Origin of the sequence: Ruegeria marina, from assembly GCF_900101475.1 — a bacterium.
Classification (GTDB): domain Bacteria; phylum Pseudomonadota; class Alphaproteobacteria; order Rhodobacterales; family Rhodobacteraceae; genus Ruegeria_B; species Ruegeria_B marina.
The window spans coordinates 215335-232633 of record NZ_FMZV01000006.1 but is presented as its reverse complement, the minus strand read 5'-3'; the positions used below and the strand labels follow the sequence as shown (position 1 = coordinate 232633).

Annotated in this window: 15 protein-coding genes and 1 tRNA gene; 8 read left to right on the top strand and 8 right to left on the bottom strand. The window is 66.0% G+C overall.

The window, feature by feature from the left end:
* Positions 1 to 276: 276 nt before the first annotated feature.
* The 3 genes from BLT75_RS11160 to BLT75_RS11150 form a co-directional block, all read right to left on the bottom strand.
* Positions 277 to 362: transfer RNA gene (locus tag BLT75_RS11160), tRNA-Leu, on the bottom strand.
* A gap of 235 nt (positions 363 to 597) precedes the next feature.
* Positions 598 to 1161 (bottom strand): tetratricopeptide repeat protein, encoded by a 564-nt coding sequence (locus tag BLT75_RS11155; RefSeq protein ID WP_143028546.1) that lies wholly within the window; start codon positions 1159 to 1161, stop codon positions 598 to 600.
* Between the two features lie 30 nt (positions 1162 to 1191).
* Positions 1192 to 1680: an Lrp/AsnC family transcriptional regulator gene (locus BLT75_RS11150; protein ID WP_093031104.1), complete on the bottom strand. Its 489-nt coding sequence runs from the start codon at positions 1678 to 1680 to the stop codon at positions 1192 to 1194.
* Between the two features lie 103 nt (positions 1681 to 1783).
* Between BLT75_RS11150 and putA the strand changes: the two genes are divergently transcribed.
* Together putA and BLT75_RS11140 are read left to right on the top strand one after the other, a co-directional pair.
* On the top strand, positions 1784 to 5188 hold the full coding sequence (gene putA / locus BLT75_RS11145; protein ID WP_093031190.1) for a bifunctional proline dehydrogenase/L-glutamate gamma-semialdehyde dehydrogenase PutA: 3405 nt from the start codon (positions 1784 to 1786) through the stop codon (positions 5186 to 5188).
* Positions 5189 to 5313: 125 nt separating this feature from the next.
* Complete coding sequence (locus BLT75_RS11140) at positions 5314 to 6057, top strand: rhomboid family intramembrane serine protease (RefSeq protein ID WP_093031101.1); 744 nt, start codon at positions 5314 to 5316, stop codon at positions 6055 to 6057.
* A gap of 51 nt (positions 6058 to 6108) precedes the next feature.
* Here BLT75_RS11140 and BLT75_RS11135 read toward each other — a convergent pair whose 3' ends face one another.
* Positions 6109 to 6894: an inositol monophosphatase family protein gene (locus BLT75_RS11135; protein ID WP_093031099.1), complete on the bottom strand. Its 786-nt coding sequence runs from the start codon at positions 6892 to 6894 to the stop codon at positions 6109 to 6111.
* Between the two features lie 177 nt (positions 6895 to 7071).
* Here BLT75_RS11135 and BLT75_RS11130 point away from each other — a divergent pair, with 177 nt between their 5' ends.
* Complete coding sequence (locus BLT75_RS11130) at positions 7072 to 8112, top strand: NADP-dependent oxidoreductase (protein ID WP_093031096.1); 1041 nt, start codon at positions 7072 to 7074, stop codon at positions 8110 to 8112.
* A 64-nt stretch (positions 8113 to 8176) separates the two neighbouring features.
* Here BLT75_RS11130 and BLT75_RS11125 read toward each other — a convergent pair whose 3' ends face one another.
* Complete coding sequence (locus BLT75_RS11125; RefSeq protein WP_093031093.1) at positions 8177 to 9082, bottom strand: LysR family transcriptional regulator; 906 nt, start codon at positions 9080 to 9082, stop codon at positions 8177 to 8179.
* Between the two features lie 97 nt (positions 9083 to 9179).
* Here BLT75_RS11125 and metF point away from each other — a divergent pair, with 97 nt between their 5' ends.
* On the top strand, positions 9180 to 10046 hold the full coding sequence (gene metF / locus BLT75_RS11120) for a methylenetetrahydrofolate reductase [NAD(P)H] (protein ID WP_093031090.1): 867 nt from the start codon (positions 9180 to 9182) through the stop codon (positions 10044 to 10046).
* 61 nt (positions 10047 to 10107) lie between these two features.
* Positions 10108 to 10593, top strand: a complete 486-nt coding sequence (locus BLT75_RS11115) for a PaaI family thioesterase (RefSeq protein ID WP_093031087.1) — start codon at positions 10108 to 10110, stop codon at positions 10591 to 10593.
* 237 nt (positions 10594 to 10830) lie between these two features.
* On the opposite strand, the gene BLT75_RS11110 is transcribed toward BLT75_RS11115, so the two are convergent.
* Both BLT75_RS11110 and BLT75_RS11105 read right to left on the bottom strand, forming a co-directional pair.
* Complete coding sequence (locus BLT75_RS11110) at positions 10831 to 11910, bottom strand: DUF2235 domain-containing protein (RefSeq protein WP_425441134.1); 1080 nt, start codon at positions 11908 to 11910, stop codon at positions 10831 to 10833.
* A complete protein-coding gene (locus BLT75_RS11105) occupies positions 11885 to 14176 on the bottom strand; it encodes a xanthine dehydrogenase family protein molybdopterin-binding subunit (protein WP_176827945.1) in 2292 nt (763 codons plus the stop codon). The genes BLT75_RS11110 and BLT75_RS11105 overlap by 26 nt, the downstream gene beginning before the upstream one ends.
* Before the next feature lie 159 nt (positions 14177 to 14335).
* Here BLT75_RS11105 and BLT75_RS11100 point away from each other — a divergent pair, with 159 nt between their 5' ends.
* Positions 14336 to 15064, top strand: coding sequence for a dienelactone hydrolase family protein (locus BLT75_RS11100; RefSeq protein WP_093031081.1), 729 nt, complete (start codon positions 14336 to 14338; stop codon positions 15062 to 15064).
* Here BLT75_RS11100 and BLT75_RS11095 read toward each other — a convergent pair.
* Positions 15037 to 15948, bottom strand: coding sequence for a LysR family transcriptional regulator (locus BLT75_RS11095; protein WP_093031078.1), 912 nt, complete (start codon positions 15946 to 15948; stop codon positions 15037 to 15039). The genes BLT75_RS11100 and BLT75_RS11095 overlap by 28 nt on opposite strands.
* 104 nt (positions 15949 to 16052) lie before the next feature.
* Here BLT75_RS11095 and BLT75_RS11090 point away from each other — a divergent pair, with 104 nt between their 5' ends.
* Positions 16053 to 16940, top strand: coding sequence for a phytanoyl-CoA dioxygenase family protein (locus tag BLT75_RS11090; protein ID WP_176827943.1), 888 nt, complete (start codon positions 16053 to 16055; stop codon positions 16938 to 16940).
* Between the two features lie 20 nt (positions 16941 to 16960).
* Positions 16961 to 17278, top strand: coding sequence for a hypothetical protein (locus BLT75_RS24080; RefSeq protein ID WP_143028545.1), 318 nt, complete (start codon positions 16961 to 16963; stop codon positions 17276 to 17278).
* Positions 17279 to 17299 lie beyond the last annotated feature (21 nt).

The window sequence follows — 17299 nt, the reverse complement described above, 5'->3', positions numbered from 1 at the left end:
TCGCCAGGTCGCGGAATTGCAGGTCCGCATCGCCGTGCTGAACGGCTACACCGCGCTTGGCATACCCGTCACCGTGCCCGTAGAGTAAATCCGTCCGGGGAAAGGGGAAGTCCGCCCCTTGGCTGATTTATGCAACAACGCCTCTGCTCTTCGAAAAACTCCAACGACGTCAGCATTATGCGCCCGGGCACGGATCAGCCACAGGATGCGGGTTTCGAAACCGGCCCGGTAAACTGTACGGGATCGCGAGAGCCCAAGAGAATTCTCTCCGGGTTTTGGTACGGGCGGCCGGATTTGAACCGGCACGGCCTTTCGGCCCAGGCATTTTAAGTGCCATGTGTCTACCATTCCACCACGCCCGCACAGCGCGCGACCGAAGGGGCGGACGCAGGATTGCCGCCAGCGGATTTGCAGCCAAGACCTCTCCCCTGCGCCTGCATTGGCACAAGGTCGACACGGCATCCGTACAAGCGGCGCGACACGAACCGGCCCCAACCGGCACAACGCCCCTGTAACCAGATATTCGCGGATGCTCAATGTGACACCGGCTGGAGCCGGACTTTTTTTGGTGCATGGCTCATGCGCCGGCACGATCTTTCAGATGTCCTTGCCCTTCGGTTCCAGCGGACCGCCCGGCGCGACCAGCCCCCGTTCCGGCAACCATGGATTGAGCTCCAGTGCCTGCTGAAGTTCCTCCCGCGCCTCGTCTATGCGGCTGAGTCCCAGCAGCGACAGCGCCCGCCCGCTCATCGCCGCGACATGAGTGGGCGACAATTCCAGTGCGCGGTCGAGATCGACCAGCGCAGCCGCAAAATCCTGCCGCAGGTAATTGACAAAGGCGCGCTGGTTATAGCCTTCGGCATAGTCAGGGCAATAGGCCACCAGCCGGTTGAAATCGTCAAGCGCGCCCAGCAGGTCCCAGGACGACCGCCGCGACATGCCGCGATCGAGGATCGCCTGCGCCTGCTCGTCGGGCGCATCAGCCCAGAATTCCCACATCCGGCTGGAAAGTTCTCGCGCCTGCCCTTCGTTCGGGGCCACCCTGATCTCGGCTATCAGGCGGTTGATCTGGGCCGAATGATCGGGCGCCTCGGGGCATTCCGAGGCCCAGAGCAGGCCCGGCGACAGCGGGAGCAGCAAGGCAAGGAGCGCGTTTTTCATGGAACAATGCTGGCGCAAACCTGCTCTGCGTCAAGTCACAGTTTCGAGCCCGCCCAGAAGTCCCGGCTCCTTCACCGCTTCCATCGCGACAAAGGTCGAGGTGCTGGCCACATGCGGCAGCGCCGAGATCCGCTCGGCCAGCACCGCCCGATACTCGTTCATCGACCGGGTCCGCACCTTGAGCAGGTAGTCGAAATTCGACGCGATCATGTGGGCCTGTTCCACCTCGGCGATCCTGCGGACAGCAGCATTGAACTCTGCCAGCGCCTTTTCCCGGGTATCGCTAAGCCGCACCTCGACAAAGGCCACATGATCCAGCCCCATCCTGATCGGATCGACCAGCGCCCGATAGCCGGTGATGATCCCCTCGGCCTCGAGCCGCTTGACGCGCGCCTGGGTCGGGGATTTCGACAAACCTATGCGCCGGGCAAGATCCGCCACCGACATCCGTCCATCGGCGGCGAGTTCCGCCAGAATCGCCCGGTCCTGCCGATCAATATCTGGAAAGTCCGTTCGCATCGCTAACGCACCCATTTTCGGTCAATTTGGTTATTATACCACAAAATTCAGGCGAATGAACCTCCAAATCAGGTGTATCATGCTCCAAACGACCGGAGAGATCATGACACACGCCCTGCGCACCCATATCGACGCCCATACCTATGCCGACCAGGCGCCGCTGCTCGACACGCTCATCGCGCAGGCCGCGCTGAACGCGCAGGACCGTGCCGCGATCTGCGCCGCCGCCGCCAGGCTGGTGCGCGACATCCGCTCCAGCACCGCGCCCGGCATGATGGAAGTTTTCCTTGCCGAATATGGTCTCTCCACGGACGAAGGCATCGCCCTGATGTGCCTGGCCGAGGCGCTGCTGCGGGTGCCGGACGCCGACACGATCGACGCGCTGATCGAGGACAAGATCGCGCCCTCGGACTGGGGCAAGCATCTGGGCCATTCCTCGTCCTCGCTGGTCAATGCCTCGACATGGGCGTTGATGCTGACCGGCAAGGTGCTGGACGAGCGCAAGACATCCCCGGTGGGCGCGCTGCGGGGCGCCATCAAGCGGCTGGGCGAGCCGGTGATCCGCACCGCCGTGTCCCGTGCGATGAAGGAGATGGGCCGCCAGTTCGTGCTGGGCGAGACCATCCAGGCCGCGATGAAACGCGCGCAGGCGATGGAGGCCAAGGGCTACACCTATTCCTATGACATGCTGGGCGAGGCCGCCCGGACCGAGGCCGACGCCGCCCGCTATCACCTGAGCTATTCGCGCGCCATCGCCGCGATTGCCGAGGCATGCACCCATGGCGACATCCGCGCCAATCCGGGCATCTCGGTCAAGCTGTCGGCGCTGCATCCGCGCTATGAGCTGGCGCAAGAGGCGCGCGTGATGGACGAGCTGGTGCCGCGTCTGCGGGCGCTGGCGCTATTGGCCAAGGCCGCTGGCATGGGGCTGAACGTCGATGCCGAAGAGGCCAACCGGCTGGCGCTGTCACTCCAGGTGATCGAGGCAGTGATGGCGGAACCGGCGCTGAAAGGCTGGGACGGGTTCGGCGTCGTGGTTCAGGCTTACGGTCCGCGCGCCGGGCTGGTGATCGACACGTTGTATGACATGGCTCAGCGGCACGACCGCAAGCTGATGGTGCGGCTGGTCAAGGGCGCCTATTGGGACACCGAGGTGAAGCGGGCGCAGGTCGCAGGCGTCGACGGGTTCCCGGTCTTCACCCAGAAGGCCACGACCGACGTGTCCTATATCGCCAATGCGCGCAAACTGCTGGGCATGACCGACCGGATCTATCCGCAGTTCGCCACCCACAACGCCCATACCGTCGCCGCCATCCTGCACATGGCACAGGACGGCCAGCCCTTCGAGTTCCAGCGCCTGCACGGCATGGGCGAGACGCTGCATAGTCTGGTTCTGACCGCCAACAAGACCCGCTGCCGCATCTATGCGCCGGTGGGGGCGCATCGCGACCTTCTGGCCTATCTCGTACGCCGCCTTCTGGAGAACGGGGCCAACAGTTCCTTCGTCAACCAGATCGTGGACGAGAACGTGGCCCCCGAGGTGGTGGCCGCCGACCCGTTCGAGACGGTGATGAAACCGGCCAGGCCGCTCAAACGCGGCCCGGAGCTGTTCGCGCCGGAACGCCCCAACTCGATGGGCTTTGACCTGGGCCATCAACCGACGCTGGATGCGATCGACGCCGCGCGCGCGCCGTTCCGCGCGCATCGCTGGCGGGCCGGGCCGCTGTTGTCCGACGCGGCCGCGCCCGAGGCTGAGGAACCCGTGGTCAACCCCGCCGATCCGCATGACGTGCCCGGCAGCGTGGCCGCCGCAAGTGCCGCCGATACCGAACTGGCGCTGGCCAGCGCCCAGCCGTGGCAAGCCCCGGCAGCCGAGCGCGCCGCCGTGTTGAACCGCGCCGCCGATCTGTACGAGACGCATTATGGCGAGATCTTCGCGCTGCTGCACCGTGAGGCGGGCAAGACCCTGCCCGATGCAGTGGCCGAGCTTCGCGAGGCGGTGGATTTCCTGCGCTACTACGCCGCCAACATACCCGAAGCGGCGCCTGCGGGGACCTTCGTCTGCATCAGCCCGTGGAACTTTCCGCTGGCCATCTTCTCGGGTCAGATCGCGGCGGCGCTGGCCACCGGCAACGCGGTCCTGGCCAAGCCCGCGCCGCAGACGCCGCTGATCGCGCATCGCGCAGTGCAGTTGCTGCACGAGGCCGGGGTGCCGCGCGACGCGCTGCAACTCTTGCCGGGTGGCCCGGCAGTGGGGGCGGCGCTCACCTCGGACCCGCGGGTTTCGGGCGTGGCCTTTACCGGCTCGACCGCGACCGCGCAGAAGATCCGCGCCGCCATGGCCGCACATATGCGCCCCGGCACGCCGCTGATCGCGGAAACCGGCGGGCTGAACGCGATGATCGTCGATTCCACCGCACTGCCGGAACAGGCGGTACAGGCGGTGATCGAAAGCGCGTTCCAGTCGGCGGGCCAGCGCTGTTCGGCGCTGCGCTGCCTCTACCTGCAAGAGGATATCGCCGAAGATGTGCTGACCATGCTCAAGGGCGCGATGGATGCGCTGAACCTGGGCAACCCCTGGGTGCTGTCCACTGACAGCGGCCCGGTGATCGACGAAGCCGCGCGCCAGACCATCGCCGAACATGTGGCCCGCGCCCGCGCCGAGGGGCGGGTGCTGAAGGAACTGGCGCTGCCGCCCGAAGGCACGTTCGTCGCCCCCACCCTGATCAAGGTCACGGGCATCGGGGCGCTGGAGCGCGAGATCTTCGGCCCCGTGCTGCACGTGGCCACCTTCCGCTCGGATGAGCTGGACCAGGTGATCGGCGCGATCAACGCCACCGGCTATGGTCTGACCTTTGGCCTGCAAACCCGGATCGACGACCGGGTGCAGCATGTGACCGAGGCGGTGCATGCGGGCAATATCTATGTCAACCGCAACCAGATCGGCGCCATTGTCGGCAGCCAGCCTTTTGGCGGCGAGGGCCTGTCGGGCACCGGGCCAAAGGCGGGCGGGCCGAACTACATGGCGCGGTTCTGTGCGCCCGACCGGCAACGGGCGACAGGCGACTGGGCCGCGTCGATGACCGCCCTGCCCGCCGCGACCGGCACAGCCGCCCCGGTACAGACCCGCAGCCTGCCAGGTCCGACCGGCGAGTCCAACCGGCTGAGCGAGATGGCGCGGCCGCCGCTCCTCTGTCTTGGACCCACAGCCGAGGCGGTTGTCGCGCAGGCGCAGGCGGTCGAGGCTCTGGGGGGCACCGCCATCCGCGCCACCGGCGCGCTGGCGACGGAGGCGCTGGAGATGCTCGAGGGCATCTCGGGCGTGGTCTGGTGGGGCGATGAGGAGACGGCGCGCGCCTATGAGCTGGCCCTGTCGCGCCGGCCCGGCCCGATCCTGCCGCTGCTCCCCGGCCTGCCCGACCGGGCGCGGGTGCTGGCCGAGCGCCATGTCTGCGTCGACACAACCGCCGCGGGCGGCAATGCCGCGCTCCTGGGCGGCATGGGTTGAGGCACCGGGCACTCCCGCCTGCCGCCGGATCTTGCGATCCGCGGCAGTTGGGCCGGGCGCGCCGCTGACGCGGCGCGCTGTCGCGACCTATTGACGGGACGGGTATTTGGCCTCAGCGTCACTCCATGTTTCCGATCCGCGACCACAACCCTTCGGGCCGAACGCCCTATGTCGTCTACCTGCTGTTGGCGGCCAATATCCTGATATTCCTTGCCAATCTGGGCATCATGGAGGATCCGCGCCTGCTGAGCCGGTTCTATTTCGACTACGCGATCATTCCCGCCCGCATCAGCGACGGATCGGGGTGGGAAACATTGCTGACGTCGATCTTCCTGCACGGCGGTTGGATGCACCTGCTGGGCAACATGCTGTTTCTGTGGATATTCGGAGACAATCTCGAAGACGAGATGGGACACCTGGGCTTTGCGCTGTTCTATCTCGCCTCCGGTATCGGCGCCGGACTGATCCACGTTGTGACAGCCCCGGGATCGATGGTCCCGACCATCGGCGCTTCCGGTGCGATCGCCGGGGTCATGGGCGGCTACCTGCTGCTGTTTCCCCGCGCCCGCGTCGATATCCTGCTGATCCTGCTGGTCTATTTCCGCATCTTCTCGATACCCGCCTTTGTCATGCTGGGAGTCTGGCTGGGGTTTCAATTCCTGGGCGGGCTGAGTGCGGATCCGGACATGGGCGGGGTGGCCTATTGGGCGCATACCGGCGGATTCGTGGTGGGGCTGCTGTTGACGGTCCCGATCTGGCTGAAACGGGGCGGAATTGCGTTCTGGAACCGAACGCACGGCCACCCGCCGCACGCCGAGGCGCGCTACAGGCTGTCGCCTTCGCGCATTCCCCGCGTGCCGCGCCGCTGACCGGAGGCCAGGGCAGACCAAGATTTTTCGGCGAAAAATCTTTGGCGCGGCTCAGCCGCGGATCACCTTGGCAAAGTGCTCGAAGATCGTACCATTGCCGCAGACGACCTCGCCGGTTTCGAGGATCGATGCCTCGGGGTCGATGGCCTCGGCAAAGCCGCCGGCTTCCTTGATGATGATGATGCCCGCCGCCAGGTCCCAGGCATTCAGGCGCCGTTCCCAGAACCCCTCGTAGCGTCCGGCGGCGACATAGGCCATGTCCAGCGCCGCCGATCCCCAGCGCCGCACGCCGGCACAGGCCGGCATCAGCCGGGCCAGGTCCTGCAACGTGGCCGGCAGGTCCGAGCGTCCGCCGAAGGGCACACCGGTGGCGAAGATCGACTCGATCATGCGGTGCCGCCCGGAGACCCGGATGCGCTGGTCGTTCATCCAGGCGCCTTCGCCCTTTTCGGCAAAGAACATCTCGTCCTTGGCGGCGTCATAGATCACCCCGGCCACGATCTTGCCCTTGTGCTCCAGCGCGATGGAAATCGCCCAGTGCGGCAGCCCGTGCAGGAAGTTGGTGGTGCCGTCCAGCGGGTCGACGATCCAGCGCCGGGTCGGATCCTCGCCCTCCTCCGCGCCGCCCTCCTCGGCCAGCCAGCCATAGGAGGGGCGCGCCGTGCGCAGCTCTTCCTTGAGGATCTTCTCGGCAGCAATATCCGCCTTTGACACGAAATCGCCAGCGCCCTTCATCGAAACCTGCAGGTTCTCGACCTCGCGGAAGTCCTTCACCAGCGACCGGCCTGCCTTGCGGGCGGCCTTGATCATGATGTTGAGGTTCGCACTGCCAATCATCGGGGGAGCTCCTGTTCGGTCAAGCCGCGCGTATACTCGCGCAGGCGGGCCTTGCCAAGGGGCAGGTTTTGCATGGCCGCCCGCATACGCCTGCATGGCGCGGCGTCATCATGCGATGCTCTTTGCAATCGCCACCGTCGCGCCTAGCTTCGGGGCAGTCACAGGAAGGATCGAACCATGACAGACAGGATGTATCGCATCGCCCTGGCCAGCCGCCCGACCGGCGCCCCCGAAACGGCCAATTTCTCGTATGAAGAAGCTCCCATGCCCTCCCCGGGCCCCGGAGAGGTGCTGGTGCGGGTTCACTACATGTCGCTCGACCCCTACATGAGGGGCAGGATGGACGATGCCAAATCCTATGCCGCGCCGGTGCCCATCGGCGGCACCATGGAGGCGGGCGGCGTGGGAGAGGTGATCGCGTCCAACGATCCCGCTTTCGCCCCCGGTGACTTTGCCTTTGGCATGTTCGGCTGGGCCACGCACGGGGTGCAACCCGCCCGGATGTTGCGCAAGATCGACCCCAGCGCGATGCCGATCACCACCGCGCTCGGCGTGCTGGGCATGCCCGGCTTCACCGGCTGGTTCGGGCTGATGGAACATGGCAAACCCAAGCCCGGCGAAACCCTTGTGGTGGCCGCCGCGACCGGCCCGGTGGGCTCGATGGTGGGACAGGTCGCACGCCTGGCGGGGCTGCGCACCGTGGGCATCGCGGGTGGCGCCGACAAGTGCCGGATCGCCACCGAGACCTTCAGTTTTGACGCCTGTCTCGATCACCGCGCCTTCGACACTGCCGCCGACCTGCGCCGGGCACTGGCCGCCGAATGTCCGGACGGGATCGACATCTATTTCGAGAATGTCGGCGGCAAGGTGCTGGAGGCCGTGCTGCCGCTGATGAACAATTTCGGCCGCATCCCGGTCTGCGGCATGATCAGCTGGTACAATGCCGGCGGTCTTGGAGCGGGCGCCTCGGAACCGGGTCTGAGCGCCCCTGCCCTCTGGCGCTCGATCCTGGTGAAATTCCTGTCGGTGAACGGCTTCATCATCTCGAACCATTTCGACCGCTATCCGGACTTTCTGTCCGAAGTGGCGCCCAGGGTCGCCAGCGGCGAAATCCGCTATCTAGAGGACGTGGCCGAAGGGCTGGAAAACGCGCCCGCCGCCTTCATGGCCATGCTCAGGGGCGGCAATACCGGCAAGCAGATCGTCAAGCTGATCTGAACAGGCCCGGACCTGCCTAAAGGGCCGGGTGGAACACCCCCGGCCGTCGGCACCGGGAGCGCGCCTAGATGCCCTGAAGCTTGCGTGCCTCGCTCCGGGCCAACGCAACCAGTTCCTGCACGAAAGGTTTTTCCAGGTCCTCGCTGCGCAGCGCTGCGTAAAGTCGCCGGGTGATACCGGTTTCGGTCAGCGGCCGGGTCACGTAGTCCGAGCTGTATTTCACCTCGCGCACCACCCAGTCCGGCAATACCGATACCCCCCGGTTTGACGCCACCAGCAGCAGGATCACCGCGGTCAGTTCCGCCTGCCGCACCTGCGCGGGTTCCACCTTGGCCGGAATCAGCAACTGGCTGAACACATCCAGCCGCGACCGTTCCACCGGATAGGTGATGAGCGTCTCGCCCCGGAAATCCTCGGCCTCGATCCAGGGTTTCTCCGCCAGCGGATGGGTCGAGGCGGCAACGAACACAGCATTATAATCGAAAAGCTCCACGAATTCGACACCGGGGATGTCCTCGGGGTCCGAAGACACGACAAGATCCACCTCCTCCTTCTGCAAGGCGGGCAGCGCGTCAAAGGCAAGCCCGGGGCGGATATCCACGTCCACGTCCGGCCAGTTCTTGCGAAACGCTTCCAGCACCGGGAACAGCCACTCGAAACAGGCATGACACTCGATGGCGATATGCATCCGCCCCGAACGTCCGTCGCGCAGGGACGAGAACTCGGCCTGCATCGCCTCGACCTGCGGCAGGATCTGTTCGGCCAGCCTGAGCAGACGCATTCCCGCCGCAGACAGTTTCATCGGCTTGGACCGCCGCACGAACAGTTCCACACCGGCCTGATCCTCCAACCCCTTGATCTGATGGCTCAAAGCCGACTGGGTGATGTTCAGCTGGTCGGCCGCCCGCGCCAGCCCGCCACACTCGTAAATCGCCTTGATGGTCCGCAAATGCCGGAATTCGATATGCATTCTATAGTTTCACTCATGTTGTTCTTGAGTATTATGAAGTTGTCTCACAATGCTGCGAATGCGACAAGAGGGCAAATCAGCCAGACGAGGCCACCCGATGACCGCTCCCCAGATCTCATTTGAATTCTTTCCGCCGCAAAACCTCGAAGCCTCCTTCCGGCTCTGGGACACCGTCCAGGTGCTGTCTCCACTGGCGCCCCGCTTCGTGTCGGTCACCTACGGCGCGGGCGGCACCACCCGAGAGTTGACCCGCGACGCGGTGGCGACACTGCACAAGTCCTCGGGGCTCAACGTCGCGGCGCACCTGACCTGCGTGCAGGCCAGCCGCGCGGAAACGCTGGCCATCGCCGAGAGTTTCGCTTTGGCCGGCGTCACCGACATCGTCGCCCTGCGCGGCGACCCGCCCAAGGGCGAGGGCCGCTTCCAGCCTCATCCCGACGGATTTTCCAATTCGGTCGAGCTGATCCAGGCCCTGGCCGACACCGGCAGGTTCACCATCAGGGTCGGCGCCTACCCGGACATCCACCCCGAAGCCGCCAGCGCCCAGGCCGACATCGACTGGCTGAAGGCCAAGCTGGACGCCGGGGCGGACGAGGCACTGACCCAGTTCTTCTTCGAAGCGGAAACCTTCTTCCGCTTCCGCGACGCCTGTGCCAAGGCCGGCATCGACAAGCAGATCACCCCCGGCATCCTGCCGATCGAGAACTGGAAGGGCGCGCGCAACTTCGCCCGCCGCTGCGGCACCCGCATCCCGGCCTGGGTCGAGGACGCCTTTGGCAAGGCCACCCGCGACGGACGCGAGGATCTGCTGGCCACTGCGCTCTGCACCGAGCTTTGCTCGGACCTGATCGAGGGCGGCGTCGACAAGCTGCATTTCTATACGCTGAACCGCCCCGAGCTTACTCGCGATGTCTGCCACGCACTGGGAGTCACACCCAAGGTGGCGCTCCAGAACGTCGCGTAACGCTTGAGCACGCCGCATCCGCTGATAGCGTTTCTCCGACCCTGACTAGGAGGAACGCGCCATGACTTTCGCCAAAGGCCCCGAAGACCTGCTGGGACCGGCCGACATGGCGCATATGTCAGGCCTCGACTTCATGCGGGGCGTGCTCGACGGCCGCCTGCCCGCAGCCCCGATTGCCCGCACGCTTGGTTTCGATCTGCATGCGGTCGCCGAAGGCCGCGTCGTCTTCCGCGGAACCCCCACCTTCGATGCCTGCAACCCGCTCGGAGCGGTGCATGGCGGCTGGTACGGCACCCTGCTCGACAGCGCCATGGCCTGCGCGGTGCAGACCATGGTGCCGCAGGGCGTGGCTTATACGACGCTGGAATACAAGATAAACATCCTCCGCGCGATCCCGATCGGGACCGAAGTGGAATGCACCGGAATCGCCGATCACGTCGGCCGCTCCACCGGCGTCGCCCATGGCGAGATCCGGGGGATAGAAGACGGCCGCCTCTACGCGACCGACTCCACCACCTGCATCGTCCTGAACATCCCGCGCGGTTGACAAAAGCTGGGGGGCCAGCCCCCCAGACCCCCCGGAGTATTTCCAACCAGAAAGAAGCCCGAACCGATCCAGCTTCTTTCTGGTTCAAAATACTCCCGCCGGAGGCTCCCTCACTTTCCACCGGAACAACGGGAACAGAACAAGCCTTCCGCCCGCCCCATGCGCCAACCCGAGGCGACGGAATGGCGCCGAGACATCGTCTTGCACCGCAGGCGCACTATCCGGAAACAGCGCGTTTCAGCTGAAACTGCGTGACGACAAGTCGAGCGGCGGCAGGCCCTCAGGCCACGCCTCCGCTGTCACGCTCTCATGCAGGCGCTCACTGCGGTCGCGGCCGATACGGCGAGCGGAGCGGAACAGGAAGATCTTGCCCCAGCCCCGCCATGTTCCCACCGAGGGGGCCTCGGTGCTGGTGGGAAAGCGTGTGTTCCAGTCCTTCGGCAACGGCAATTTGTGCCGCTCGGCCCGTTCCAGCATCCAGACCAGCGACAGGTTGGCCAGCGGACGCGCGGCTTCGAAACCGCCCAGCTGGCCGCCGACATCGCCATGGCAACCAGCAAACCAGACCTGTTCCACGTGGCCGTCATAGTCCGGGTCGTATTCCCACAGGATCGGTTCGAACACCTGCCGTGTCTCGTGCATCGCCAGCGCCTGGTAGCCGTGTCGTATGCTCTGGCCCAGACGGTGGCTGTGGAAGGCGTGCTGGTCCTCGGTGAACCGCCACAGCACCGGGGCGCGCAGGCCCAGCGCCTTGACCGTGTCCCAAACCCCCACCATCTCGATCGGCAGTTCGCCGTGACAGTAAAGTCGCCGGAACGCCGCGGCATGTCTGCCGTTCGGGTTGCATTCATAATGGCGATAAGCCTGCCGGATATTGCGCTCGGTCGCATGCTCGGCCCTCAGCAGCCCGACCATGTCGATCACGCCCGCCAGGCTGCGCACCGCGAAGGCTCCACGCGAATAGCCGAACAGGAACACCCGGTCTCCGGGCCGGTAGCGCGACGCGAGATAGCCGTAGGCCCGCCGAATCTGGCGATTCAGCCCGCGGCCGATCATCACATCGGTTGTGGTCCTCCAGCTGGTCCATTGTACCCCCGCCTCGTAATAGACCGAGGCGCGTGGGCCCATCTCGCGCATCAGGTGATACAGTCGCCCGGCGTGGGTCTCGCGCCCCGGTTCCAGCGTCGACATGGTGCCATCGAGGATGATGACATGGGTCTGGGGTCCACGCTCACGGGTTTCGCCCGAATGCTCGGTGCTGAGAGGCCGGCCGAGCCAGCCAAGCAGACGTCTATTCAGCCACGACAGGTTCAGCATTCAGCAGTTCCCACAATCTGAGGGGCGTGAAGGGCATGTCCGCCTGCCGCACCCCCCGGTCCCAGAGCGCGTCCTGGACCGCGTTGGCGATCGCGGCCAGCGACCCCACGGTCCCCGCCTCGCCACAGCCTTTCATCCCCATCGGGTTGGCCGTCGACGGCACCGGCACCGAGGTGAATTCGATCATGGGAAGGTCGCTTGCCCGTGGCAAGGCATAGTCCATGAATGTTGCCGTGAGCAGCTGTCCCTCGCCGTCATGCACCACATGCTCCATCAGCGCCTGGCCCAGCCCCTGCGCCACCCCGCCATGCACCTGCCCTTCGGCCAGCAAGGGGTTGATGAGGTTTCCGAAATCGTCCCAGACCCGGTAGCTGTCCAGATGCGCGGCGCCGGTCTCGGGGTCGATCACGACCTCGGCGACATGGGCGCCGTTCGGATAGGACCGCGCCGGCAGCGTGGCGCGCGCCTCGTGGCTCAGCAGATCGGCGCGCCCGTCGTCGCGGGCCATCCCGGCCGCCTCCAGCAGGGTCGGGGTCAGGTTCGACCCCGGTGCCCGAAAGGTTTCATCGTCGAATGTCACTTCGCTCTCCTCGACCCCCATCTTGCCCGCCAGATAGGGCACGAATGCGGCGATCATGCGGTCAACCGTGGCCAGAGTCGCATGGGTCTGCACCGTGACCGAGCGCGACCCGCCGGTGCCGCCGCCCTGCGCCAGCCGGTCGCTGTCGCCCTGCACGACCCGGATACGGTCGGCCGGTATGCCGGTCTGGTCCGACAGGAACTGGGCATAGACGGTTTCATGCCCCTGTCCGTTCGATTGCGTGCCCACCAGCAGGTCCACGGTGCCATCCTCGTTGAACACGACTCGGGCGCCTTCCGAAGGATCGCCCAGAATGCTTTCGATATAGTAACACAGGCCCTGCCCGCGCAGCAGGCCGCGCTCTGCGTCCGCCGCGCGCCGCGCCGCGAACCCGGCGGTGCCGGCCTCGGCCAGCGACAGCAGCCGGTCGAACGCGCCCACGTCATAGGTCTCGCCCGAAGCCGTCTTGTAGGGGAAGGCCTCGGGCCGGATGAAATTGCGTCGCCGCAGCTCGGCTCCCGACACGCCCAGTTCGCGCGCCGCGCGGTCCATCGCGCGTTCCAGCACATAGATCGCCTCGGGCCGCCCCGCGCCGCGATAGGCGTCGACCTGCGTGGTGTTGGTGTAATAGCCCTCGACCTGCAACCAGACCGCCGGGATGTCATAGACCCCGGTCAGCACGCGCGAGAACAGCTGCGTCTGGATCGCCTGCCCGAAATGGCTGTTATAAGCGCCCAGGTTGCAGCGGGTCCGCACCCGATAGGCGGTAATGCGCAGATCGGCGTCAAAGGCCAGCTCCGCCACCGAGCTCAGGTCGCGGCCATGGTTGTCGGTCAGCATCGCCTCGGTCCGCTCCGACATCCAGCGCACCGGACGGCCCAGCACGCGGGCGGCATGCGCGACCGGGAAATACTCGGGGTAGGCAAACGCCTTCATGCCGAACCCGCCGCCCACATCCGGCGTGGTCACCCGCACATCCTCGGGCGCGATCCCCAGTTTTTCACAGAGCTGCGCCTTCAGCGCCCAGACCCCCTGCCCACCATAGGAAAAATGCAGCCGCCCCTCGACCATTTCCGCATGGCAGCCGCGCGGCTCCATCGAATTGGCGATGATCCGGTTGTCATCGACCCGCAGCGACACCACATGCGCCGCCGCGGCAAAGGCGGCCTCGGTCGCCGCCTCGTCGCCCAGCCCCCAGTCAAAGGCGCGGTTCTCGGGCGCCTCCGGGTGCAGCACCGGCCCGCCCGGACCCACGTCGGTCTTGACGGCCAGGTCACGGATGTCCATGCCCATCATCTCGATCGCGTCGCGCGCCTGATCCGCGGTCTCGGCGATCACCGCCACCACCGGTTCGCCCACGAACCGCACCCGGTCGCGCGCCAGCATCGGGCGTTCGGGCGCCGCCCCCTTGCTGCCGTCACGGTTGGGCATGGTGGCCCCGGTCATGCCCACCTTGATCCCGGCGGCCTCCAGATCGGCCAGCGTCAGCACCAGATGCACCCCCGGCGCGGTGCGCGCCGCCTCGATATCCAGATCCAGGATCTCGCCATGCGCCACGGGCGACCGAAAGAACATCGCCACCAATGCCCCCTCCGGCGCGGCATCTTCCATGTAGCGTCCCTGCCCGGTCAGGAACCGGCTGTCCTCGACCCGGGTCACCGGCTGGCTTTTTCCAAACTTTTCCACGGGTCTCTCCTGCTCGGGTTCGTGCCTTCCGACACTAGCCCTGCCTGCGTGAATGTCCAGTGACGGCCCGCGTCGGCAGTGCCCGATCGCCATCGCCCCAAACCGCCGGCGCCCGGCCTTGCCGATAGAAATTCGCCGACCAAAAGCGTATAAACAGACATGTCCACCTGGGAACCGGATGCGCGTTTCGATTTCACCGCCGCCCTCAGTAACGGCGCGGAGGTGACGCACCCGGTTCACGTCAAAGGCAGCGGGCCTCCGATCCTGATCCTTCAGGAACTGCCCGGCATCGGACCCGAGACGCTTGATCTGGCCAACCGGCTGGCCCGTGCGGGCTTCACCGTCTACCTGCCGCATCTCTTCGGCACTTTTGGCAAGATCACCATGGCCCGCAACATGGCGCGGCTGTTCTGCATCCGGCGCGAATTCAACATCTTTCTCAAGGGACGGCAAAGCCCCGTGGCATCCTGGATGCGCGCCCTGGCGCGCCACATCCGCGACCGCCAGGGCGCGGCGGGCATCGGCGTGATCGGCATGTGCCTGACCGGCAGTTTCGCCCTGACCCTGATGGCCGATGACGCGGTGCTGTGCGGGGTCGCCAGCCAGCCGGCGCTGCCGCTTCTGGGGGGCAGCGCCCTGCACATGAGCGACGCAGACATCGCCGAGACCTGCACCGCCATGGCCACCAAGGGGCCGGGGCTGGCGATGCGATATCGTGGCGACCGGCTGTCACCCGCGCGGCGGATGCGCCGGATGGAAGAGGTGTTCGGCAACGGTCTGGATACGGTCGAATACCCCGGCACCCGGCATTCCCTGCTGACGCTGCATTTCCACGAACCCGCCTACAAACGGGTCGAGGCCTATTTCCGCGCCCGGCTTGGGGCCTGATCCCGCTCCGCCCCGAGGTAGTCCAGCAACCAGGACCGGAACAGACGCGCGGGCTTGCGCAAGCGGGCACGGTCCTCGCAGACGAGGTGATAGCGTTCAAGACCGGCCGCCTCGACTTCGGCCATGCAGCGCACCAGCCCGTGACGCGCCATCAGACTGTCGCTGGCCGGGGCGCGCGCCAGCGCCAGCCCGACGCCCTCGGCCGCCAGCGCCGCCGCCATCACCGTGTTGTCGACGAACAGGAACTGCCCCGCCGCCGGTGACAGCCGCAGCGTCTCGAAAAGACGCAACCAGCCCGCCCGATGCGCCGAGACATCGATCAGCCGATACGCCAGCAAATCCTCGGGCCGGGCAATCGTGGCGGCCAGATCGGGGTGCGCCACCGGATAGAGCCGCTCGCCCATCAGATCATCCGCCTGCCCGCCGAACAGTGCCGGATTGCCGAACACGATCTGCAGGTCCGCCACCGATCCCTGGAAATCAGCCACGTCATTGCCCGTGCTGAGCCGCAGGTCGACGCCGGGATGGGCCGACATGAACCCGCCCAGCGCCGGAGCCAGCACACCCTGCGCAAAGAGCAGGATCGAACGGACATAGACGATCTGCTCGCCCCCGCCCCCGAACAGCCCCGCCGTCGTCGTCTCGAGCATCAAAAGCGACTGCTGCACGCCCGGCAGATAGGCACGGCCCTTTTCGGTCAGCACGACCGAATGCGCCCGCCGTTCGAACAGCGCCACGCCCAGGTGCCCCTCCAGCGCCTTGACCTGCTGGCTGACCGCGGCCGCCGACATGTTGAGCTGTGCCCCCGCCCGGGCAAAACTCTGCGTTCGCGCTGCCGCCTCGAAGACACGCAACCAGTTCAGCGATGGGATCCGCGATACCATGGGGGCGAGGGTAAGTTGAACTTGCCCTGACCGGCAAGACTTACCGTTCTGAACCGCGCCGCACCATGGCTAACCTGCCTCGAACGCGACCAGACGGAGCCTCCATGCCCAGCCCCATTCCCACCGAAAACGGCCGCCTTTCGGCCGCCCAGACCGCGCAATACTGGCAGGACGGGTTCCTGTTTCCCTTCCAGGTGATGTCCGGGCACGAGGCCGCAAGCCTGCGCGCCGAACTGGAACAGATCGAGCGCGACTGGCTCGCCGCCGACCTGCCGCTGCCGCTCAACATGTACAAGCGCGTCAACGCCCATGTGGTAATGCCGCTCGCCGCCCGTATCGCCCGCGATCCGCGCATCCTTGATCTCGTCGAAGGCGTGCTGGGTCCCGACCTGCTGATCTGGTCGGCGGAATTCTTCATCAAGGAACCCCGCACCACTCATGTCGTCGGCATGCACCAGGACCTGACCTATTGGGGCATGGGCGAAACCTCCGACCAGGTGACCGCCTGGCTGGCGCTTTCGCCCGCCACGGTCGAAAGCGGCTGCATGGATTTCGTGGCCGGCAGCCACAAGAACCCGATCCTGCCCCATACCGACACATACTCGGAAAACAACCTGCTGTCGCGTGGACAGGAGATCGCCGTCGACGTGGCGGAGACCGACAGGACCCATATCGAACTTTCTCCCGGCCAGATGTCGCTGCACCACGGGCTGACCATCCATGGCTCCGGCCGCAACCGCTCGGACGACCGCCGCATCGGCGTGGCGATCCGCTATCTCAACCCAAACGCCCGGCAACTGGTGGCCGAACGCGACTATGCCATGCCCGCGCGCGGCCACGATGCGTCGGAGAATTTCGTCCATGTCGACGCACCATCACACCTTTTCTCGCCCGAGGCTCTGGCGCTCTACAACCGCATCCGCAGTGACCAGACCAAAGCACTGGCCCAAGGCGCCAGCAGCGCTGTTCCGCTCTACCAGGCGGCAGGCTGACGGGTCACACCATTCCATCCGTGCGCCCGGCCGCGCGGGCCCGCATCCTGAGTATTTTTAACCAGAAAGAAGCAGCAGTCGAAGCGCCCCGATCCGGCGGCCGTCCGTCCGCATGGGATAATCCTGCCGCGGGAAAGGGGCGGCTTCTTCCTGGTGCGGTCATCGGCTCTCCAGCCTGTACCGCGACACCATCCTGGCGTGATTCTGGTTACCAAGACCTTTCGGCTTCTTTCTGGTCACAAATACTCATTTCCGGCATCGCCAAGGGCAATCAGGCCGGAAGCGGCAAGAAAACGCCGCCATCCGGCTTTTCCTTCGCGCCGCCTTTGGGTAATTGATCCCTCGATTGACCGAAGGGA